This is a genomic window from Flavobacterium sp. LHD-80 (assembly GCF_030929605.1).
In the GTDB taxonomy this organism is placed as follows: Bacteria; Bacteroidota; Bacteroidia; order Flavobacteriales; family Flavobacteriaceae; genus Flavobacterium.
Map to the genome: position 1 here is coordinate 13950 of NZ_JAVFVS010000015.1, position 24816 is coordinate 38765.

Consider the following 24816-nt stretch of genomic DNA (forward strand, 5'->3'; position numbering starts at 1 on the left):
CCTATTTTATTTTAAATAAAGCCATCCAGATTTTTTAGCGGAGCCATTTCCTAAATCCAGAATGTAGAAATAAGTACCTTCTGGTAGCGTTTTGGCAGATCCGTCTGCTTTTCCATCCCAAGTATTATCATAACCTTTTCTGTAGTAAACTAAATTACCCCAGCGATTGAATATTTGGAGTTGATTATCTGGGTATTGTGTAATACAGTCAATATAGAATGTATCGTTTTGTCCGTCGTCATTTGGAGAAAACTCATTGTAAATTTTCAAGCAGTTTGGTGATACGGTTGCACTATCCTGATTGTTTGAAGAATTAGTATCAACCTGATCCATTTTTACAAGATGGGCTGTATTTACATAATCATTAAAATCTTGTACTTTGGCATTGATAGTTAAGGTTTGAGAACTTCCGGCATTTACTGCGGGTATTGTCCAAATTCCTGTTGTACTGTTGTAAACTCCTGATGTTGTGGTGAAACTATTTAATGAATATCCATTTGGAAGAATATCTTGTACCTCAACATTTGTGGCCGTTAAACTTCCCAGATTTTCGGCTTTAATAATAAAGATTACTTCACTGCCCATTGGAACATCCGTTTTATCAACTTCTTTGTTTATCGCAATATCCGTCGAAGGTATGTTTATGAATTCTGAATCTTCATCGTCTTCGCTTTGATCACCATTATCATTATTTGGTTTACTATCCGGATCAAATTGATTACTTGCAGTTACCTGAGCGATATTCAGATAATCGTTACTATCAAGTCCATGCGGACTAGCAACGGTCGCTTGATACGTTAATGTCATACCGCCAACAGGGATTGTTAAATCAACCCATTTTATAACGTTTTTACTGAAGATTCCTCCATTGTTGATATTGCTGATATTGAAAATCCCTAAAGGAATCACATCTTCAACATCAACACCTGTTGCTATACTTGGTCCTTCGTTGTTAATTTGTATAGTATAAGTTACGACCTCATTTACATTTGCATTTTTATTGCTGACGGTTTTGTCTAAACTTAAATCGGCAACCGCAATTTTAATTTGTAAACTATCATAATCGTCTTCTGTAGTAATTCCGTTATTTGGAGTTGAATCAGGATCAGGAAGATTACTGGCAATAATCTCGGTTGTATTGGTATATTCATTAGCAACTCCAGTTGGTGGATTTACGGTTGTATAGATATCTAAAGATTGATTGGTTCCATTTGCAATAGATCCTACATTCCAAACTCCGGTTACATAATTATAAAGACCACTTGTAGGGCTGCTTGTAAAATAAGTGAATCCTGGTGGAAGCAAATCTTTAACTACTACTCCGCTTGCATCTGCCGGACCATCATTGGTAACGGTAACTGTGAATATAACGGTTGAGCCAACATCATGAATATCGTTTTCATTTAATGCTGTTTTATTAATGGATAAATCGGCCATAACAATCCTTGGAGTTACAGAAATACTGTCGTAATCATCTTCTGTTGTAACACCATTTCCAGGTGTACTGTCAGGATCAAATTGATTAGAATTTATAACTTCGGCACTATTGAGATACTCATTTGCAGTTCCGGTTGGGCTTTTTACAAAGACATTTATCAATAAAGTATGGCTGTTGCCCGGCAAAATAACTCCAGGCGACCATATTCCTGTTGTACGATCGTAACTTCCGGAAGTAGAATTAAAAAATATAAAGTCATATCCAGATGGCAAAATATCTTTAATTGTTACACCGGTTGCCATACTTGGACCGGAATTGGTTACAGTAATAGAGAATGAAATTTGCGATCCAACGGCAGGAGTCAAATTATTATTGACTACGCTTTTCTCTATCGAAAGATCTGCAACTGCCGGAACAGGAGTCGTTACTACAGAAGAAATATCATCCTCTCCGTCTACGTTATTATTTGGCGTACTATCAGGATCGAATTCGTTTGAAGCATAAACTTCAGCTACATTATGATAATCACCTGTATTATTAACTTGTGCGGATATAAGCAGTGATTCTGAACCGCCATTTGCAATTGTTCCAACATCCCATATTCCAGTTGTATCAAAATATTGTCCTGTTGTAGAGCTGTAAACAACATATTCGTAACCGCTTGGCAGTAAATCCTTCACTTTTACTCCGGTTGCTGCTTGTGGTCCGCTATTTTTTACAGTGATTTCAAAAGTAATTGTTGCACCAAATATTGGACTTAAATCGCCGCCAACTACTGATTTAACAAGAGATAAATCGGCTATGGCCTGAGTTGGTGTAACTGTTGCAGTGGCATAATCATCTTCGGTAGGAACTCCGTTATTTGGAGTTGAATTTGGATCAGGCAAACTGCTGGCTGTAACCTCAGCAATATTGATATAATTTCCTGTTGCATTAACATTGGCTGTTAATTGCAAAGTTTGAGAATCACCATTAAGCAGAGAACCAATATTCCATTTTCCTGTAGTTTTATCATAAGTTCCTTTAGTAGCAGTAAAACTATTATAGGTATATCCGGAAGGTAATAAATCAGTTACTTCGGCACCTGTAACATTCTGAGGACCATTATTGGTTACGACAATTTCAAAAGTAACTGCAGTACCAACTAACGGCGCAGGATTATTTACCGTTTTAGTTAAGGATAAATTAGCTGCCTGAGTAATTGGTGTTGTAACTACAGATCCGTAATCATCTTCTGTTGTAACACCATTATTTGGAGTAGAATCAGGATCAGGAAGTCCGGCTGCTGTAATTTCGGCTACATTTAAATAACTTCCGGTTAGGTTTACTGTTGCAGTAATTTGCAATGTTTCTGATTTTCCATTGATTAAATTACCAACGTTCCACAATCCTGTTGCGGAATTGTAAGTTCCGGTAGAAATAGTAAAACTGTTAAGAGAATATCCGGTAGGAAGTAAATCAGTTACCTGAACGCCAGTATTATCCTGCGGACCATTATTTGTGACTATAACTTCAAAAATAACTTGCGAACCGACTAAAGGCGTCGTATTATTTACGGTTTTAGTTAATGATAAATCGGATGCCTGATTCGTTGGTGTAACTGTCGCAGTTGCATAATCATCTTCTGTTGGAACACCGTTATTTGGAGTTGAATCCGGATCAGGAAGAGAAGCTGCAGTAACCTCTGCAATATTCAGATAATCTCCCGTTGCATTTACAGTTGCTGTTAATTGCAGTGTTTCTGATTTTCCATTGATTAAATTACCAACGTTCCACAATCCTGTTGCGGAATTGTAAGTTCCGGTAGAAATAGTAAAACTGTTAAGAGTATATCCGATAGGAAGTAAATCAGTTACCTGAACGCCAGTATTATCCTGCGGACCATTATTTGTGACTATAACTTCAAAAATAACTTGCGAACCGACTAAAGGCGTCGTATTATTTACGGTTTTAGTTAATGATAAATCGGATGCCTGATTCGTTGGTGTAACTGTTGCAGTTGCATAATCATCTTCTGTTGGAACACCGTTATTTGGAGTTGAATCAGGATCAGGAACTGTACTTGTGGTAACTTCGGCTATATTAACATAATCTCCGGAAGGATTTACGGTTGCTGTTATCTGCAAAGTATGAGACGTAGAAACTGGCAGTATTCCAATAGTCCAAAGTCCTGTTATTGGGTTATAAGTTCCATTTGTAGCACTATAGGAAACATAAGTATATCCGGATGGGAGTAAATCTGTTACTATAACACCATTTGTTTCTTGTGGTCCGGCATTGTTTATTTCCACGCTGAAAGTTACCTGCGAACCAATTAATAGAGTGCTATTGTTAACTGTTTTAGTAAGCGACAAATCTGCTGAAGTTGGTATTGGAGTAGTTAGAACTTCTGCATAATCATCTTCGGTCGTAACTCCATTATTTGGTGTTGAGTCCGGATCTGGCTGATTGCTGGCTGTAACTTCTGCAGTATTAAGATAATTTCCTGTTGCATTTACTACAGCTGTTATTTGCAAGGTATGAGAGGCAGAAACAGGTAAGATTCCAATATTCCATAATCCTGTTGAAGCACTATAGTTTCCGGTAGTTGTAGTGTATGAAACATATGTATATCCGCTAGGAAGTAAATCAGTTACTATAACTCCATCAGTATCTTGAGGTCCATTATTGTTTATTTCCAAACTGAAAGTGACTTGCGAACCTACTAACGGAGTTGCATTGCTTACTGTTTTTGAAAGTGATAAATCAGCCGAAGTTGATACAGGAATTGTTGCAACTTCCGCATAATCATCTTCAGTTGTGTTTCCGTTATTCGGAGTTGAATCCGGATCAAAAACATTTGCAGCCGTTATTTCAGCAGTATTAAGATAGATTCCTGAAGCATTTACAGTTGCAGTAACTTGCAATGTTTCAAATTTTCCATTAGCCAAATTACCTACTGTCCAAACTCCAGTTATTGGGTCATAAGCTCCAGTTGAAACTGTAAAACTGTTAAAAGTATATCCTGATGGTAATAAATCAGTAACCTGAACATCTGCATTATCCTGAGGTCCGTTATTGGTTACTATAACAGCAAAAGTAACCTGAGTACCTACGACTGGTGTAGCATTAGTTACTGTTTTTGTAATGGATAGATCTGATGCTTCTGGTATAGGAACTGTTGAAACTTCTGCATAATCGTCTTCTGTTGTGATTCCGTTATTCGGAGTTGAATCCGGATCAAAAACATTTGCAGCCGTTATTTCAGCAGTATTAAGATAGATTCCTGAAGGATTTACAGTTGCGGTAACTTGCAATGTTTCAAATTTTCCATTAGCCAAATTACCTACTGTCCAAACTCCAGTTATTGGATCATAAGCTCCAGTTGAAACTGTAAAACTGTTAAAAGCATATCCTGATGGTAATAAATCAGTAACCTGAACACCTGCATTATCCTGAGGTCCGTTATTGGTCACTATAACAGCGAAAGTTATTTGAGTACCTACGACTGGTGTAGCATTAGTTACTGTTTTTGTAATGGATAGATCTGATGCTTCTGGTATAGGGACTGTTGAAACTTCTGCATAATCGTCTTCTGTTGTGATTCCGTTATTCGGAGTTGAATCCGGATCAAAAACGTTTGCAGCCGTTATTTCAGCAGTATTAAGATAGATTCCTGAAGCATTTACAGTTGCAGTAACTTGCAATGTTTCAAATTTTCCATTAACCAAATTACCTACTGTCCAAACTCCAGTTATTGGGTCATAAGCTCCAGTTGAAACTGTAAAACTGTTATAAGTATATCCGGAAGGTAACAAGTCTGTAATCTGAACACCTGTATTATCCTGAGGCCCGCTATTGGTTACTATAACAGCAAAAGTAACGGGAGTACCAACTACGGGTGTAGCATTGCTTACTGTTTTTGTAATGGATAAATCTGATGAAACAGGTACAGGAACCGTTGCAACTTCTGCATAATCATCTTCAGTTGTGCTTCCGTTATTTGGAGTAGAATCAGGATCAGGAAGGTCACTAGCCGTTACTTCAGTTTTATTAAGATAATCTCCTGTTGGATTTACGGTTGCCGTAATTTGAAGGGTTTCAAATTTTCCATTCACTAAATTACCAACTGTCCAAACTCCCGTTCCCGGATCATAAATTCCTGTTGATACGGTAAAACTATTAAAAGTATATCCGTTAGGAAGTAAATCCGTCACCTGAACGCTCGTATTATCCTGAGGTCCATTATTGGTTACAATAACTTCAAAAGTAACCTGTGAACCTACCAATGGAGTTGGATTATTTACTGATTTTGTTACTGATAAATCTGCTGAAGGCTGAATTGGAGTAATAACTGCATTGTCTTCATCATCTTCGCTTTGATCTCCGTCGTCATTATTTGGAGTTGAATCAGGATCCGGAAGATTACTGGCTGTTACCTGCGAAACATTGGTGTAAATACCTGTTGGAAGCACTTTTGCATCTATAATAAGAGATTCAGAAACACCAACATCAACCGTACCTACATTCCACAAACCAGTAGCATCATTATAAATTCCTGCCGATGAGCTATAGTTTATAAATTCAAAACCAGTCGGAAGTAAATCAGTTACCTGAACTCCCGTTGCATTATTTGGTCCGCTGTTCGTAATTACAAGTTCAAATGAAACCTGGCTTCCTACAACCGGACTAGTATTTCCGGCTACTACATTTTTAACTAAAGATAAATCGGCAGATGGACCTATAAAAGTAATTTCGGCAGTATCCTGATCGTCTTCTGTTGCAACATTATTATTTGGTGTACTATCAGGATCCGGTAAATCACTTGCCGTTATCTGAGCTACATTTACATAACTTCCCAAAGGATTTACAAATGCATTAAAAGTCAGATTGATATTGGCGCCACTGGCTAAAACTAAATTTTGCCAATCTATTGAGGCATTCGCAACTTGATACACTCCGCCATTAGAAACTGATCCAGGAATTAAAGTATAACCAACCGGAATAATATCCTGTACATTTACTCCTGTAGCATTTCCAGGTCCTTTGTTTACTACATTAATTATAAAATTAACTTGTTGTCCTGCTGTTGCAGAAGTTGGAGAAACAGTTTTTGTCAATTCCAAATCAGCTGATTTTAGCGTAATATTGGCACTAGCCATATCATCTTCGGGAAGACCATTGCCCGGAGTACTGTCAGGATCCAATTGTTTGGCTGTTTGTATTTCGGCGGTATTTATATAATTGGCAGCTGTGGCAACATTGACTTTTGCCGTAATCTGCAAAGTAAGAGAGTTTCCGTTGTTTAAATTTCCAACATTCCAAATGCCTGTTGTATTGTTATATTTTCCGGCTCCGTTATCGCTTACGTAAGTATATCCCGGAGGTAGATGATCTGAGACAGTTATACCCGAAGCATTATTTGGTCCGCTGTTCGTTACTCTAATAGTAAATACAACATTATCATTGATGCTGACAGTTGTAGGCGAGACAGTTTTTTGAAGCGATAAATCGGCAACATCTAATATAAAATCAGCATCGTCCTGATCGTCTTCTGCTAAGATGTTATTATTTGGAGTACTGTCAGGATCAAATTGATTGGAAGCAATAACTTCGGCCATATTTAAGTACGATCCTGTTGGAAGAACTACTGCTTTGAAAGTTAAAGTAATTCGGTTTCCATTAGGAACAGTAAGATTGTACCAAGAAATGGTATTGTCGCCAATATTGTATTGTCCGCCAAAATTTGCTGAACCCGGAATTATGGTATAACCAGTCGGGATATAATCTCTTACAGCAACGCCGGTTGCATCTACGGTTCCGCCAAGGGAATTGTTATTAAAAACTTGAATACTAAAAGTTACGGTATCGCCCGCACTTCCTGTCATTGGAGTAATAGATTTAGTTAATTCAAGATCAGCAACAGACAATATAGTAAGAGTCATTGTATCTGATGATACGGTACAATTTCCGTTGCTTACAGTCCATCGTAAAACATATGTTCCTGATACAGTACCTGTAACTGCAGTTGTTGGAGACGTTTCATCGGTAAAACCTACTGTACTTGGTCCGGAAACGTGAGTCCATTCTCCTGTGCCTACAGTTGGCGTTACTGCATTCATATTTACAGGTGAAAACTGCGGAATAGTCTGATCAGGTCCTGCATTGGCAGTTGATGGCAAGTCATAAATAGTGACTATGACAGAATCCTCCGAAATACATCCGTTTAGATTTAATGTGGTAACAGTCCACAGAAATTCATAAGTCCCGGGAACTAAACCTAACATTATTGAATTTTCACTGTTTGGCGAAGCGATATTAGCCATGTTTGGACCTGAAGTCATAGTCCAGGTTCCAATACCCGAAGTTACGGCCTGAGCAGCCATCACAGCAGTCTCTTCACCGCACAATTCCTGATCAGGCCCCGCATTTGCAATAGATGGCGGAATATCGTTAAAGGTTATTTCTACAGTATCTGAAGAAGGCTGACATAAAGATGGGTTCGTAAAAGGACCATTCGTTACGGTCCATGTTAATCGATACGTTCCTAAAGTTGTAATATTCGACAGCGTCGTTGTGGGACTGTTAGGATTATTGATTACTACGGCACCTCCAGAGGGATCATCTCCCGGACTAGCAAAACTCCAAGTTCCAATACCAACTGCTGGCGGAACTGCGGCGGTTTGATATGTTGTTTGACACGCTGCTGCATCATCTGGACCTGCATTTGCGGTGCTTGGTGCAGCGTTCATTTCTATTCTTACAATGTCTGATAATGATCGGCAGGAAGCATTTTCAAATACCCATTCCAGAATATAGAGCCCGGGTACGGTTAAACCTGTTACTGTAGTTAATGGGGCAGTTGGAGTTGTGATTACAGCAACACTTCCAACTGGCTGATAAACAAAACGCCATTCGGCAACGGATACATCAGGAGGTGGTACATTCCCTGTTAAAGATGCAGTTCCTCCAACATCAGAAATACATAAAATTTGATCTGGTCCTGCATTTGGTTCTATACTGGCACCGCTAAAAACAGTAACATCTACAGAATCTGATGATCCAGAACAAGTACTTCCGTCAGGATAAGTTACTGAGTTGGTTGTATAGGTAAAAACATAACTGTTTCCGGGAACAACAGTTGCATTTGCTACATAATTGTTAGATGGAGATTGAGTAATAACAACATCGTTAACATTTCCCGTAGTACTAGTAAGTGTCCATGTTCCCGTTGAGTTTTCATTTCCCTTAAGCTGAATGCTGGTAACATCACAAAAAGTCTGATCTGATCCCGCATATGCGGCAGGAGTAACTACAACAGTTACATCATCCTGAGTACCGTTACATAGAAAGATACTTTTTGCTGTGATAGTCCATCTAAAAGTATAAGTGCCAGCTACAAGTCCGTTAATTACTGTGTTTGGACTAGAAGGATTTACAATATTAGGCTGATTTGGAGAACCAGTTAAAACAGACCATTGTCCGCTTTCAAAAAAGCTGTCATAACTACTTCCGGCCATTGTAATACTTGTGCTGCCACAAATATTTTGATCCGGTCCTGCATTAGCGGCAACTGGCGGAATTCCAATCGTTAAATTAATATCATCAAACGCCTCACCGCAGACTTCTGCGTTTATAGTCCATCTAAAAATATAATAACCACTGTAAGCAAAGGTGAAAACCGCATTAGGATCATGTTCATCACTTATTGTATAACCTCCAAGGCCAGAAATTCTTGTCCAAGTGCCAATTGCACCGCTGCTTGCTGTTGCCGCCATAGTTACGGTAGTACCACATAGTTCCTGATCTGGTCCTGCGTTTGCTTCAGGGGGAGTATTAGCAATAGTAATGGAAACAGAACTTTTGTTAGGGTCACATAATCTCGTGGCAGTTTCAATTGCCCAAGTAAAAACATACGTTCCGTTTCCTGGAACGGTCACCATTGTATTAGGATCATTTTCGTCAGCAATTATAACTCCGACAGATGGAACAACAGTCCAAGTCCCAGTTTCTGCCTGATCTGGAGAATTACCGCTAAGGTTAAAAGAGCTTGTTCCGGAAGGATAACAGGCATCCGGACCAGCGTCAGAACTTGATGAAGCTGTTGAATTATTAGTGGCAATTGACACTGTATCTGAAATAGATGCACTGCAGGATGGACCAGGGTGAAGATAAGAAATTGTCCATTGTAATTCGTATTCTGATGAAGTGACTGTAAAACCTGTTGCGACTGCATTTGGATCATTAACATTAGAAAATGTAATGGTACTTGGGCCAGAAATCTGACTCCATGTGCCAATTTCTCCGCTTTGTACAGGTATTGCATTAAGTGGTACTTGTGAACTTGTACAAACTACTTGATTTGGACCTGCATCAGTAGCACTTAATGTACTACCAGATACATTTATTGTTACTGTGGCTACTGAAAAACCGCACGTCGCTCCACCTCCTTTTGTTATGTACTGAAAAACATATTCTCCTGGAACAAGACCGCTAACTTGTGTATCTATTGCAAAACTATCAGCAATTACGGCTTCATTAGGACCACTCAATTGATTCCAAAAGTGAGTTCCTTCATCGGTTGCTACTCCAGACAAAAGTGTAGTAGTGTCTCCGCAAGGCAGACTTACATCTGAACCAGCATTTGAGGGGGTTGGCTCACCAGAGACCAACACATTCAATGAATCGAAACCATAATCACAACCAATAGGAAGAGAACCACTTTCTCTTCTAATAAATTCAATAATGTAATTTCCAGAAGTGGTAAGCGTAAGTGTTAAGGTGGTTCCAACATCAGTCAAGATAGTAGGAAAAGGCCCTAATGGAGAAGTACTAGGACCGCTAACAATCCTATATTGATTGTAACCGGTTCCTGTTACAGTAAGAGGGATGGTAAATACAGTCGCATCGCAGCTACCTGAGATATTGTTGCCATTATTGGCTGTAATAGATCTGGTTGCACCATTGTATTGCACTATATAATCTTTGGTAAAAACACAACCAGTATTAGTATTTGTAAGTGTATATCTAAATCTATATGGATCACCCGCATCTGAAATATTTGTAACTAATGTCGTTGGATTATTAGGCGAAACAATTACAGCGCCTAGATCTCCTTGAATTTGTGTCCATTGTACAGTTTCACCTGCATACAAAGGAGTTTGGGCAATAAGTGTTACCTGATTAATAGTGTTGTCGCAAAAGAAAATATTTTCATCTCCGCCCGAAAGAGTAGTTACATCCTGTGTTGCCGGAGGAACTACAATAGTAACAAGGTCATTACCTGAAGCACAAGGTCCGCTAACAGTCCATCTAAAAGTATATGTACCTTCTACAAGATTAGAGATTTGTGTTTTGTTTGAATTTGGGTTTCCAATAGTTGGTGTATTAGGACCGCTTACAAATGTCCATTGACCATTTTGTCCATTAAGGCCACAACCGCCATAAGTTCCGGTAAGATCGGTAGTTTGTGTAGTGGTATAACAATTGCTTAATGTTTGGTCAGGCCCCGCAGAAACTGGTTTAACTCCGCCATAATTCGTCACGGTAATTTGCGATGTTGTTCTGCAGCGTTGTCCTGCGGCATATTCAGGGCCTTCTATAACCCATTGAATTGTGGTTGTACCACAACTTGTTGGAGGTAATGTTATAGTTGAGGTAGGCAGATTGGGAAAATCAATTACGACCCCAGCATTATTTGCGCCTACTATTTCCCAATAAGCAATCTCTCCTGTATTTTGAGGAGTATTAGCAGTAATGGTCAATGTTCCTGAGCTGTTTGGACAGCTTGTTATATTGTTTCCCGCATTAGCAATGGTGATAGGCTGTACATTAACAACTTTATCCTGATAAGTAACCATGCCATCTCCACAGGTCGCACTATATCTAAATATATAAGTGTTTCCTCCAGTGTATCCAGACACGGTACTTGTTGAAGTATTTGGAGAATTTATGACTACTGCGGGACCTGATATCTGGCTCCATAAGACGTTACCAATAATTGGTGATGGGGTGTTTCCCTCTAAAACTAAAACATCAGTTTCGCAAATAGTAACATTCAGAACTCCTGCATTTACTGTACAATTTTGTCCAAATCCATTTATAGAATAAAAAATGATTACAAATACAGTAAAAACTAATTTTTTGAAATAATTTTTAATTTTTGCAAAATGGTAAAATTGTTTCATAAGTAAACAGTATATCATAAGGACTTAAGAAAAATCAATTACTCTTTCCTTAAAATTAATAAATTTCTATTGTAACTAAACTTAAAAATGCTATGTACCAGTAACTTGTTACTAAATTAAAAAAAAAAACATTGCGATGATTATTTATTTTTTAGTAGTGGTAGCAAACATAGCATTGATCTGAAATCTTATCGTAAAATCGCCTTTATTTGGGCCACTTACAACATATTCAGGTCCTCCAAGAATACTTAGACTTTTTGAAAATGCCTTCCCAAAATTTACTGCTATGGGGATATGATATGTCTGATCAGTCCAATTAAAATTTAAAATGGATCCCAATTGTATAAATTTTCCATCACCTAGAATTTTATTCAAAATAGGCTGGAAAATCATAAAATTTTTACTTTCCCGGTCTTTATCACCAGCAAAATTAAAATATTGCTGGGCAAGGAAACCCCATTGTAATCCTTTTGTTTTAGTATTTAGTACTACAACAGCTGCTCCTGCACTCCATTTTCGACTACTTATCTGCTCTGGTTTCATTGTTGGAAAAATTAAACCAGGTCCTGCACCTAATAACCCCCATTTTTGTTTAAATACAATTGCATCAAGCAAAATCAAATCTGCCAAACCTGTAGCATCACCATCCGGATTACCAGGAAATGTCTGCCCAATAATCGGAACTTCAAGCCTATAAATGGTATAGATTTTAGAGGGATCATTGCTTTTGATGAATGGCAGACCAATAGAAGCACTTGGCTGAATTACCCTAGAGGTAAGATTTATTTGTCTACCATCATTATCTTTCCATGTAAAATTTGGCTGTACTTGTACTTTCGTAACAAAGGCAAGTGGATTTGTAGCATCTGATGCGGCATTACTTAAACTACTCTTCTCTTCTTGTGCTTTTATCGTCAGACACATAATAAATGACAATATTGATAATTTGTATTTCATATTTGTTTATACATATTGGATGTTAGTTACTATCTTAAATTTTACTAATTTTTCTTTTTAGTATGTTGTATCGTTTTGTTTTAGAGTTAATTTCTGAATTCATTCCTAGCCTAAAATATTATACCACTTCGTAACCCCAAGAAAGCTGTATTACTATTAGAAACTCCATTAGATTGTAATGCAATACCCGGTTGAATCCATTGAAAATCTGCACCAATTGAAAACCAAGGTGTCAAAAAAGCATTGTAATAGGCTTCCATTCCAGACTCACCTCCTGCCAATGAGAATATAGTTGGTATCGTAATATTTGCAATTCCGTCGCTAAACGAATAATTAAAATAACCTATTCCCCAATGATCTAATGGTCTCTTTTTAAAAGGAGCTTTTCCGCCAAGACCTAACACAACACCAAAGTCAACGGGTGAACCTTCGCCATCAGTTATTATAGCCTGACCATATAATCCAAAATGTTGATTTTTATTTGTTGCTGATTGATATAAAGCTTGTTCAAAATAATAGCCTAATGTCCAACGACTGCTCTTTTTCTCTGAAGTTTGATTCGGATTGATAATATCAAAAATATCGTCTGAATTATAAACATTTTTTGTGCTAGCAACCCCAAGAATCCCTTGTTTCCCTTTTAATCCAGCAATCTTTACCGCAATATCAGCTGACCCAAAAAAGGTAACTCCATTTTGAAAACGATCTTTGAAACCAACTTTGTTTAAACTACTAGTGGCATCATAAACCATAAAAGTAAAATCACGCTTTTCATTATTAGACATATAAGCCAATCCAAAGATATCAGGCGTAGTTATCCCATTTGGAGCCGTTATGAATGCAGTGTTTTGAAATCCATCCCTGCCTCCACCGCCAGAAAAAGTAGAAAAATTAGTTAAATCTCGTGTACTCATTTTACCAAATACCACTTTATCGGTTTTGGATAAAAACTGTGCTAAATAAAATGAAACATCAAAACGATCTGCACCTTCAATACCTGGATATGCTAACGAAGTGTTTACGGGCAATAAAGTTCCTCCATTACCATTCACACTTTGTCCCATATTGTACTCAAAATGTCCAACAGCAAAGAAACCTTTCCAAAGACCAAGTTTCTCACCATTTAATATTGTTGCGAAACCCAGCTTAGAACCAAACTCAAAGTCTTTATTCCCTTCCCCCGATACCATTCCTTGATAAAAATTTGTCAGTGTGCTTTTGATTGTAATTCCTGTTTTTTTGAGGCTTGACCTTGCGCCTCCCCAATCACCTGTTAATTTTTTTCTAGTCCAAATAGATTCTTCGTTTTGAGCTTTAATTGGTATCGTATCTGTCGAGTCAACTGTCGCATCCGACTCTACGGTTCTAATTTCTTGTGAAAGACCTGTAATTGTAGAGCACAACATTAGCAAAACAATTCCTGATTTTAAAGTTAAAAAGTTTACTTTCATTTGTGTTTTATTTTTTATTTGGTAATGTAATTCGCATATCATCATTGGTTTTACGACCAATTTTAGATCATGCCCATTTCATATTATTATCTTAGAGAGTTTCTCTTGAGCGTTTGTTAAAAAGTTACTATTTCAAATATTTAATTTCCGTTTTACCAATAGTCCCATTAAACTCAAAAGGTGCTAAATCGTAATAATCCAATGAAACAGGCGAATCTAAATCTGTCCCTATATCAAAAGTGGCATTAGACCCAAAGTGAAGTGACATCGCTGTCGGAACTTTTCCTTGACCTACTTCTTTTCCATTAATTCGCAATGTAATATTCATGGCTCCTCCAATTTTGTCCACCAGTCTCGATTCTACCTCTATTTTGGCTTTGCCAATTGGTAATTTCGTATTCGATTTAATTTTAGTACGTTGCACTTCAAACAGATTAAACTCATAACTTAAAATTCCATCTTTTACATAACAAGTAACGCCTCCAGAAAAACCAGATAGCGCATACAATACACCATTGGCATTCGCTGCAACATCTAGTTCCATTGTTACCAAACTGCTGTTTTTACCCAATTTTGGGGCAGCTGATTCAGGCATAAGCGTTATTGGGGAATCAAAAGTCCATTCGGTAAGTGATGATGCAGGGGCATCCTCAGGATGAAACATCGCTGTTGACCACAAACCCCCTCCAATCGGAAGATTCTTGTTCTTTGTTGACTCTTCCAAAAACAAAGCTTTCATTTCTTCCAGTTTCTTTGGATTTTTTGCGGCTAAATCATTCGCCTGACTCCAATCTTGGTCAATATTATAAAGTTCCCATTTGTCTGTTAACGGTGACCATTCTTTTATTCCTTTTGGCAACCCGCTAACCCATGGCTGACGTGGTCCAGGAGCACTCGCAAACCAGCCATCGTTATAAATTCCGCGACTTGCCATAATGTCAAAAAACTGGGTTGTTCTGGTTCCTTTTGCTTTTACATTTGCAAATGAATACACCAAGCTTTGTCCGTGAATTGGGTCTTGGTTAAAGCCATTAACCACACTCGGCGGTGTAATTTTTACTAATTCATAAATTGTAGGAACGATATCAATTACATGATGAAACTGTGGTCTGGGCGTTGCATCTGCTTTTATGCTTTTTGGCCAGGATATTGCCATCGGCTGGCGTATTCCGCCAAAATAAGACCCCATTAATTTGGTTCCTTGATAAGGGCTACTTCCTGCCCAAGCCCAGCCAGCATGGTACATATTATCGGTTTTTGGGCCGCCAAGTGCATCCAATCCACCCAATTCTTCCAAGGCGATAAGGTGTTGAGAAATAGTCGTTGGAATTGCGTTTTGTGCCAATTGCTCACTAATGGTTCCATTTAATCCTTCGGATGAAGAACCGTTGTCTCCCCAAATATAAAAAATAAGCGTGTTCTCTAGTTTGCCTTGCTTTTCAATCTCATCTATTACACGCCCTGCGTTATAATCAGCATGTTCTGCAAATCCAGCAAAAACTTCCATTAAACGACGTTGAAATGGTTTTTCAGATTCAGGAATAGATTCCCATGAAGCCATAGTAGCTGGACGGGGTGTTAATTGTGCATTTTTTGGTATCCAACCTTTTGCTTTAGCATTCTTGAATACACGTTCACGGTATTTATCCCAACCATCGTCAAATTTTCCTTTGTATTTATCTGCCCATTCTTTAAAAACTTGGTGTGGCCCATGGGCAGCTCCTGGAGCCCAGTACATGAAGAATGGCTTGTCTGGTGCATATGCTTTTTGTTCACGTAACCATTTGATAGCATCATCGGCAATATCTTCGGTAACGTGATACGGTTTTTTTCCGTCATGGTGCAAGGTAACTTGAGTAGTGTTACGGGTCATTGTAGGTTCATACTGTGATGCCTCCCCAGCAAGAAACCCATAGAAATACTCAAAACCATATCCGGTAGGCCAATAGTCAAAAGGGCCTTTATTCGTAATTTGTTCTTCGGGAGTATTGTGCCATTTACCAAATGCGGCGGTATTGTATCCATAGTTTTTCAACACTTCGGCAACAGTAGCCGATGTTTTGGGAATTGTACCGCTAAAACCATCAAAATCATTGGCAATTGCAGCGATTTGACCATTGCCTACGAAAGTATGATTACGACCTGTAAGAAGTGAAGCTCTTGTTGGCGAACACATGGCTGTAGAATGAAAACGATTATAAGATATTCCTTTATTGGCCACTCGGCTCAATGTTGGCGTGTTTATCTCTCCTCCATAAGTAGAAGCAGTGCCTGGACCTAAATCATCCATCAAAATAATCAAGATATTTGGTGCACCCTCGGCAAGGTGTTTTGGTTCTACACGCTTCTTATATGTTGATTGTTCCATGGTTATCCCTGCTTTGGACCCTGAAGGAGCCGGAGGAAATGGCAATACGTCTTGTGCTTGTACCGACATAGAAAATAGTACGGCAAACAGCATGCTTTTTATAATACTATTGTTTCTTAAATCCATAATTGTTAATTGTTTAATTATTAATTGTTAAATACATGCATTTATTTTGCTCTAGCAAAGAGTACATCATAAGTTTCTCCTTGTACTGCTTGAAAATATTTCCCTGCCAACATGTCCTTTTCGGGATAATACGTCAAATTATAGTTTGATCCTGGATAATTTTCGTCTCGCAATTCAACATGAATTTTCAAAATCCCTTTAGTTTTTGTCCAAGTTGCTTTGCCTACATGAACTGACTTTGGATTAAAATATCCTGCTTTCAATTTTCCATCTCTAGCAACTTCGGAAATTTTAATTTTGTAATCAGCATCAGTTCTTACCCAATTTCCGAGAAGAATTTTGTTCTCATTTTTTTTGCTTTTTTGTTGCAAAAATTCAACATCTTTAAAATGCTTTGAATTTTGTTTTAGTACGAAGCCAGATGTTACTATTAAAATTGGCAACAATAAAATTATTCTCAGAAAACTACTTCTTTTCAACTTTATTTGGTTTTTACAATTCCTGGTGGAGTCCATTTTCCGCCATTCAAAATTTTATTATTTGGAACATATATTCTTAACGATACTCTGAATTTTCCGTTTGGAGCTGGCAACCAATTCCCTGTTTTTCCTTTAGGTTCTTCTTTTTGTATATATATAGTCAAAGAACCATCTGTATTGGGTTTCATTTCTTTGGTTCTATTACCTATTGCCAAACGATGGATTGGATTTGGAACAAAGAAATTTTGATCATTATACATAGTAATAGACCAAAAAGCATCTGCTGGTGGTAATTCTCCTTTAGGGAAAGTAACTGAATAATTATTTTGACTTGCATCTAATACCTTTCCTTCTTTGTCTAAAACTGAATTAATATAAAGTGCTTCCTGAGCAGTATTTTGACCCACTGACCTTAATGCAATAGCGGCTCTAACCAAATAATCTTCTCCCCATTTGCCTGCGTTTAAATCATATGACCAACCTTCATGATCTGTTCCCATTTTTTCAGCAGCCCTTTTTTTCATTATTTCTAGAGCGTCAGCTATCCCTTTTTCTATCCCTTTTTGTTGTTCTGGAGTTATTTTTGAAGTATCAAAACCATTTTCAAACGTTAATCCAATAGACTTAAACTCCTCTGTATATGTTTTTTCATTTCCAGTAACAGGATTTTCTTTCATAAGTTTTCCTAACCAATCAAAATACGTTCTCCAATCCATATTGTTCAACATAGTCACTGGAGGAGCCATAGGTTTAGGTGTAACTAATCCAAGACGTTCTTTCCACGGTTTAATTTCCGATTTTACAGGAATCATTGTAATTGTATATCCTTTTTGAATGGCATGCACATTTGGTACATCTGAAACCCCATCAACAAGAGTTCTACCAATTAACCATACTAAATTTGTAGGTGATTTAATAACTTTTATGATACCTTTAGGTGTTTCTCCTTTCCAATCTGGACCAACAACAAGATACTTACCTGCTTTAGTTCCAGTAGTTCTGGAACCTACATAATCAAAAATATTAGTATAGGCATCAGAGAACATCATCGAATAATATCTACCTTTAGTTTCTGGAACTGATAATATTGCTGCTCCTGAACTTAGGTCCAAAAATGCATTTGAATACATCGTGTCTGCATTTGATGAAACTACATCGGTATCTGCGGCAGTCATCAATTTAGCAACATTCCCCATTTGGTTGATTGGTGCGTGACCATTTGGCATAGGCTTTGGCACCATCGTGACCTCATCAGCTGTTATACCTACGACCATTAACGGATACCCCCATGTGTATGCCTTAACTGTAGTCTTATATGCCTCAAATGCTTCAGGACTTAATCCTAAATCATTTGTTTGCTCTGTAGATTCTTTAGAATTTTCAACTTCATTTTGTTCTTTTTTACATCCAAAAAAACAAATTATTGCCGATAGCAATATTCCTTTGTAAATCATTATTTTCATAGTTTTAATATTTATATTTTTAAATTTCATGACAGAAACTATTTCATCCCAAAAACAGTTACATCGGCCTGTCCGTTTAGAAATCCTTTGGTATCATACCAAAATTGAATTTTACGTATGCTACGTTTACCTGCTCCCCGCAAATCAATTACTCTGCTTTCACCACCTTTTGAAATATTTTGCCTTACAGTAATGTTATCAGGCACTCCATTATCATAAGTAACTACAATCTTTAACATATTGAGTGGTGCATCGGTCACTTTGAATTTTATTTTTCTAAAATTGTCATATGGCCCTTTTACAATAATTACATCGTGATCAGCAGTATGCTGCGCATGTGTTTGTCCTAATAATCGCCATTGCCCTATGGCTCCACCTTTTGGATGACTTATTTTTTGGGCTGTACTTGAAATACTGAACATCAAAAAAGCACTGATAAAAAGAATGTGTTTAATTTTCATAATTTATGTTTATTAATTAGTTTTATTTTACTCATAATTCTTCTATTGATCCAATCCAATACTTTTCATAGGATATTTTGCAAATGTTGCAACATGCCCTTTTGCTTCAGCAGAAATTACCGCTGTCCAAGCATTTAAAGCGTGCCCAACAACCCTTCTTTCTTTTGGATCAATATATAAATTAAATAACCAAGGCGCCAAACCAACTTGATGAATTGAAGACTGATCTATACCCATCATTTCAACTTCAGGCGTAGTGTACTTGAAATGCATTTTGTACTCATAGAGGCGAATTGCCATAAACTGCTTTTCTACCCATATATGAACACGGTCTCTTTTTGACTGTCCATTATCAGCCAATAAAAAGGAAGATTGGTCAATACCGTCTATATAACGGTCTTGCGGGATTTTATCTTTAGCACCCGCAATAGCCAATGAAGTATTAAACATATCCATCAAATCGAATAATTCCGCACTTTCTCTATTGGGAGAAATCATACCTTTCCAGTAAGCAATACCAGGAACTCTGACACCGCCTTCCCATGAAGAAGCTTTTCCGCCACGAAATGGAGTATATCCGGCATCTGGCCAGCTATCTTCTTGTGGTCCATTGTCAGATGTAATAAAAATGAAAGTGTTTTCTAAAATCCCTTGTTTCTCTAATTCAGCTACTATTTCTCCAATAATTGCATCCACTTCTACCACACCATCTTTGTAAGGGTATTTGCTATCACTTTTACCTTCATATTTTTTAGATGCAAAAACATCTGTATGCATTTTCATAAAACTATGTTCCAAGAAAAAAGGTTGATTCCCTTTTGCCATTTCACCAATCTTTTTTATGGTATATTCTTTTAAAACTTGATCAGCTTCGGCCATATCATCGGTACTGGTTGTTTTTTTCATCAACTCTTCTTTACCTCCTTTTTTACCATAAACTAAATCTTTTGATGCTCCTAACTTATTATAAGCTGCAAGTTTAAAAGGATCCAGTACTAAATCTGGATAGCGACGTTTATCAAAAGATTGGCTTATTTCTTTTTCGGCAGCATAGTAACCATAGTATTCATCAAATGCAACATCAAACGGGCGCATACCTTCCAATTCTCCAATATGCCATTTACCGGTAAGCACAGTTTTATAACCAACATCACTGAGCAACTTTGCCAAACTCAACTCATCACTCCAAGGATTTTTAGTAAGTTTATCTCCCGCTAGTATTGGCCTGATTAATCCTGTACGACATGGCAGTCTTCCCAATAGAATGGCTGAACGAGTAGGTGTACAAGTAGGCTGAGAGTAGGTAGATGTAAGTTTTAATCCTTCTCTTGCTAGTCTGTCTGCATTTGGAGTTGACGCACCAATAGCGCTTCCTCCTCCATAACAACCAAAATCACCATAACCCATGTCGTCAATCACAAACCAGAGCATATTTGGGCGCTTTCCAGTTTTCTTTTGAAGAGCCGCTAACTTATCAAGAGCTATCTTATCTTGTTGTTCTCTAGGAATTGCAGCCTGCATGTGTTCATTAACAAAAACAGCTTTACTTAAAGGAGTTACTTGTGCTTCCACATTTTCTGACCTAATAATTAAAAAAAAACTGATTAAGAATGTTAAAAAATCTATTTTATTTCTCATTTTATAATTATTTTAATAACACCCCCAGAGTAATTTCATAAGTTCTTGAATATTTTTTTTACATCTAAAGAATGTTATTGCTTAGATTCAGATTTATTTTATTTCTCCAACCTTTAATTTTGGAATTTTTCATCCTATTTATTTAAAATTATTCTTTATTTATACGAGACTTTCCTGTTTTTATTCCTTTTCCAGAAAGTAGAATTGACGTTCTAAATTCTTTTGGTGTCATCTCAACAGTTGTTACTTTACTATCTTGTACTATCCATACTTCACCATAATCAGTATCTGGAGTGGTTGGCAAAAACACGGTTGACTTTCCATCTGCAGCATTCATCAAGAAACCAGGTTTCCAGGCTTCTCCTAATTGAACTAACACAGGGTGTTCCGATCTGTCTTCTGGTTGTAACTTAGCCATCATCTTGGCTTTGTATTTTGAATAGGTAGGAATATAAATCAATACGTTATTTTCTATCCATTCCTTTATTTTAGTTACCATGGCAAAGCGTACCATCAAACCGAATAGATACAAAACAATAACCAGAAGTATGGTAGTCAATATCGGTACAAAATTCATTTCGGCCATTTTATCCAGACCAAAAATGATACATAATTTATGACCGATCCCGTACAAAGAATCATATAATTTCTTAAAAATAAGCAGGAGAATAAAAATGGGAAGAAATAAAATTACACCTGAAATAACCGTCTCTTTAATATTTGAAAATGTGTTCGCCATTATGTTTATTTTTAGATGTGCTTAATTACCTTTCATTAAATTTATTTTTACACTGTAAATTTTACCATCATACTCAAAAGGTGCTTTATTATGGTATCTTAATGATACAGCACCTCCCATATCAGTACCTACATCAAAAGTTTCAGTTGCGCTAAATGCAGCTGGAACTGTACGTTTTACATTACACAAAGCTTCCTGTTTACCATCTATATTAATGGTTACGGTTGCCGCTGCTCCAGGTTTTGCCATTTTTGTTATTATTTCTATTGTGTGTCTACCGGGTGCAATCTTATTGGTTGTAACACTATAGTTTTCGATAAGAAACATATTGTATTCATAGGTAAGCTTATTATTTTCTATAAAGCAGGTTAATCCTCCACCAGAACCACCCACTGCATATAGTACACCATTGGCATTTGCTGGTATTTCAATATCTATGCTTACCTTATTACTGGTTTTTCCTACTCCTGGTGCTGAAAATTCAGGAATGCGTCGTGTATTTTGTGTGAAATTCCAGCTCCTATAAGGAGAGGATATCACATCTTCCGGATGCAACCTCAGCCATATTCCAGCGCCTATTGGCAAATCTTTATTATCTTCAGCCTGTTCCATGAATATGCCTTGGAGCTCTTTTAGTTTTTCCGGATTTTTTGCTGCCAGATCGTAGAATTGTGAGAAATCGTTATTGATGTTATAAAGTTCCCATTTGTCTTTTTTAGGATCCCATTCGTCCAGTCCTGGAGCTCCTGGAAGCCATGGATAAAGTGGTCCAAATGTACAGGCATACCAGCCATCTTTGTAGATTCCTCGGCTGCCATTGTTATCAAAAAACTGAGTCTTAGGGGTCGATTTAACATCAGCATTATCAAAAGTATATGCCATACTTATTCCATCCATTGGCATTTGTTTAAAACCATTTACAACTTTTGGGAGAGAAATATGAAGTAAATCATATATAGTAGGAGCAATATCATTTACGTGATGGAATTGAGATCTGGGCTTGGTATCATGCTTGATTTTTTTTGGCCAACGAATTACCATAGGGTTTCTTGTTCCACCGAAGTGAGACCCTATAAGCTTAGTATACTTAAATGGAGTATTTCCTGCCCAAGCCCAGCTGGAATGATACATGTTTTCTGTAATCTTTCCGCCAAGAGCATCGAGACCACCAATCTTTTTCAAAGCATTAATTTGCTGCTGTATAGTGTTTTTAATACCATTTTGTGCTAACAACTCGCTAATAGATCCATTTTGACCTTCTGCACTGCTTCCATTATCACCCCAAATATATATAACAATTGTATTGTCTTTTTCACCAATTTCATCGATCACATCTATAACACGTCCAACTTGAGTATCAGCATGCTCTACAAATCCGGCAAAAACTTCCATTAAACGTACCTGAAATGCTCTTTCTTCTTTCGGAATACTTTCCCAGGAAGCTTGTGTTTGATGACGAGCAGTAAGTTTTGTGTTTTTTGGTATCCAACCCATTTCCTTTTGACGTTTAAATACCCTCTCTCGATAAGCATCCCATCCATCATTAAATTTACCTTTATATTTATCGGCCCATTCTTTAAATATGTGTTGTGGACCATGACCAGCACCAGGAGCTAAGTATACAAAAAATGGTTTGTCAGGAGCTAAGGCTTTTTGCTTTTTTATCCAGTCGATCGTTTGATCGGCGAGATCAGTTGAAAGATGGTAATCTTTCTTTTTAGGTGCTTCTATAGGTGTGAAATCATTTATTAAAGCTGGCTCCCATTGGCTTGTTTCTCCACCAAGAAAACCATAAAAATGTTGAAAACCATAATTAATTGGCCAATAATCAAATGGTCCAGCCGTAGATGTTTGGTTAGCTGGAGTATTATGCCATTTTCCAAATGCTGAAGTAGAGTAACCATAATTTTTTAGTATTTCAGCCATGGTTGCAGCTTCTTTTGGGATAATTCCTGTGTAACCATCCCAATCAACAGCACGTTCAGCAATAGTACCGCTGCCTATACGAGTGTGATTCCGACCTGTAAGTAATGAAGCACGTGTAGGAGAGCATATTGAAGTGGTATGAAACCGGTTATAAGCAATTCCTTCATTGTACACTTTTGTAAGGGTGGGAGTGTTTACCTCACCGCCAAAAGTAGAAGGAATTCCAAAACCAACATCATCCATAAGTATGATCACAACATTAGGAGAATCCTCAGGCAAATGACTTGGAGTCTGCCTCCTTATATGTTTACTATCAAGAATGGACTCACCATATGTGCTGGCAGATTTCGGTTCAGAAAAAGGGAGGGTATCTCCGTTAATTATTGATTCCTGATTATCTGATTTTACATTTTCAGTTTTTTTATTACATTGCAGAAATAATGAAAATATTAAAAATAGAGCAACTAAATATCTGATAACGGTAAACGATGTTTTCATGGTTTAATAAAAATTACATTAATTATTTTGATAATATTGTATCCTCTTTAATTTTACAATAACTCACTAAGAATGCGTCAACAGAAAACGCACTTCAAATTTTATGTTAAATTTATTAAAAAACACTTAAAACATTAAGATTTTTTAATAAAAATAATACTTCAAAAAAGAAATACTTAATGACACATCACTTTACTATATAAAGATAAAGTGAGCAAGTTAGAAACACAATCGTTACTTCAACTATTTGGTATTTAGAAAATGTTAAAAAAATTTATAACAGAAGAGCTAGAAATAATAAGGATTACTGAAAAATATCATAATTTCGAAATTAAAATATATCAAAAAGATCATGTACTTAAGAAAGAAAATGCAACTTAATGACAATTTTTTTCCTTTACTTAACACTATACAAAATAAAAATCAGAAAAAACCGTCTCAAATTTTGTATTGAGACGGCATCTTAAAAAATATTTTAAGAAGTTCAACATAAATATCATTTCTATAAATTTCCCCAAAAAAATACAGAAACTACATCTTCTTGAAATATTTCAATTATATAATAAAGCACTAAATTAATATTTTTTTTTTAAATGTAGCTAAATACGTCAAAAAAAATCATGTTTTAAACTACATAAAGACTATCCCATCTATCTACCACCTTATCATTCTTTAGCTTTAGCTTCAGTTTCCAAAGTCCAAATAACACTTTTTAGCCTTCCTATATCTACTTCAATGTTTCCTAAACCATTTCATCATTAGGTAAATTACCATAAACTAAATTTTTAGAATCTCGCAATAACTAGTTTTCAGTACCTACCAATAATTTCTAAATCATGAACATCTAAGCTTTATTTGAATGATTTACCAACCATTTATTGTTTCTAAAACTAGTTACATCGTCAGTTGCTATTCTTACTAACATCTCATCAAAAGTAAGGAGAATCAAAGAAATCAGAGAATTCTTTTTACTGTAATAGTTGAAATAAATCCTAAATATGTCTGAGTTTATTTTTTTTTAAAATTGGTAGTCGGTATTTAATTTCAAACTTTTAGACGCTATAAAACAACGGGGAAATAGAAATATTTACGGGTCAAAACCTCAT

The 24816-nt window shown here is 36.8% G+C and carries 10 protein-coding genes; all 10 read right to left on the reverse strand.

Features of this window, described 5'->3' with window-relative positions:
* Window positions 1-6 precede the first annotated feature (6 nt).
* Entirely contained in the window at window positions 7-11604 is an 11598-nt protein-coding gene (locus RB619_RS20815; RefSeq protein ID WP_308101032.1) for a gliding motility-associated C-terminal domain-containing protein, read from the reverse strand.
* A gap of 144 nt (window positions 11605-11748) precedes the next feature.
* Window positions 11749-12561 (reverse strand): hypothetical protein, encoded by an 813-nt coding sequence (locus RB619_RS20820; RefSeq protein ID WP_308101033.1) that lies wholly within the window; start codon window positions 12559-12561, stop codon window positions 11749-11751.
* Between the two features lie 110 nt (window positions 12562-12671).
* Window positions 12672-14012, reverse strand: a complete 1341-nt coding sequence (locus tag RB619_RS20825; protein ID WP_308101034.1) for a carbohydrate porin — start codon at window positions 14010-14012, stop codon at window positions 12672-12674.
* Between the two features lie 127 nt (window positions 14013-14139).
* Window positions 14140-16506 carry an arylsulfatase gene (locus RB619_RS20830; protein WP_308101035.1) on the reverse strand — a complete coding sequence of 789 codons (2367 nt, stop codon included), beginning with the start codon at window positions 16504-16506 and terminating at the stop codon, window positions 14140-14142.
* 41 nt (window positions 16507-16547) lie between these two features.
* Window positions 16548-16985 (reverse strand): hypothetical protein, encoded by a 438-nt coding sequence (locus RB619_RS20835; protein ID WP_308101036.1) that lies wholly within the window; start codon window positions 16983-16985, stop codon window positions 16548-16550.
* A gap of 2 nt (window positions 16986-16987) precedes the next feature.
* A complete protein-coding gene (locus tag RB619_RS20840) occupies window positions 16988-18448 on the reverse strand; it encodes a DUF1254 domain-containing protein (protein WP_308101037.1) in 1461 nt (486 codons plus the stop codon).
* Window positions 18449-18486: 38 nt separating this feature from the next.
* Complete coding sequence (locus tag RB619_RS20845; RefSeq protein ID WP_308101038.1) at window positions 18487-18909, reverse strand: hypothetical protein; 423 nt, start codon at window positions 18907-18909, stop codon at window positions 18487-18489.
* Between the two features lie 42 nt (window positions 18910-18951).
* The gene (locus RB619_RS20850) at window positions 18952-20340 is read right to left on the reverse strand and encodes an arylsulfatase (RefSeq protein ID WP_308101039.1); all 1389 of its coding nucleotides are present in this window, start codon (window positions 20338-20340) and stop codon (window positions 18952-18954) included.
* Window positions 20341-20695: 355 nt separating this feature from the next.
* Window positions 20696-21286, reverse strand: coding sequence for a hypothetical protein (locus tag RB619_RS20855; protein WP_308101040.1), 591 nt, complete (start codon window positions 21284-21286; stop codon window positions 20696-20698).
* A gap of 21 nt (window positions 21287-21307) precedes the next feature.
* The gene (locus tag RB619_RS20860; RefSeq protein ID WP_308101041.1) at window positions 21308-23710 is read right to left on the reverse strand and encodes an arylsulfatase; all 2403 of its coding nucleotides are present in this window, start codon (window positions 23708-23710) and stop codon (window positions 21308-21310) included.
* Window positions 23711-24816: the final 1106 nt, after the last annotated feature.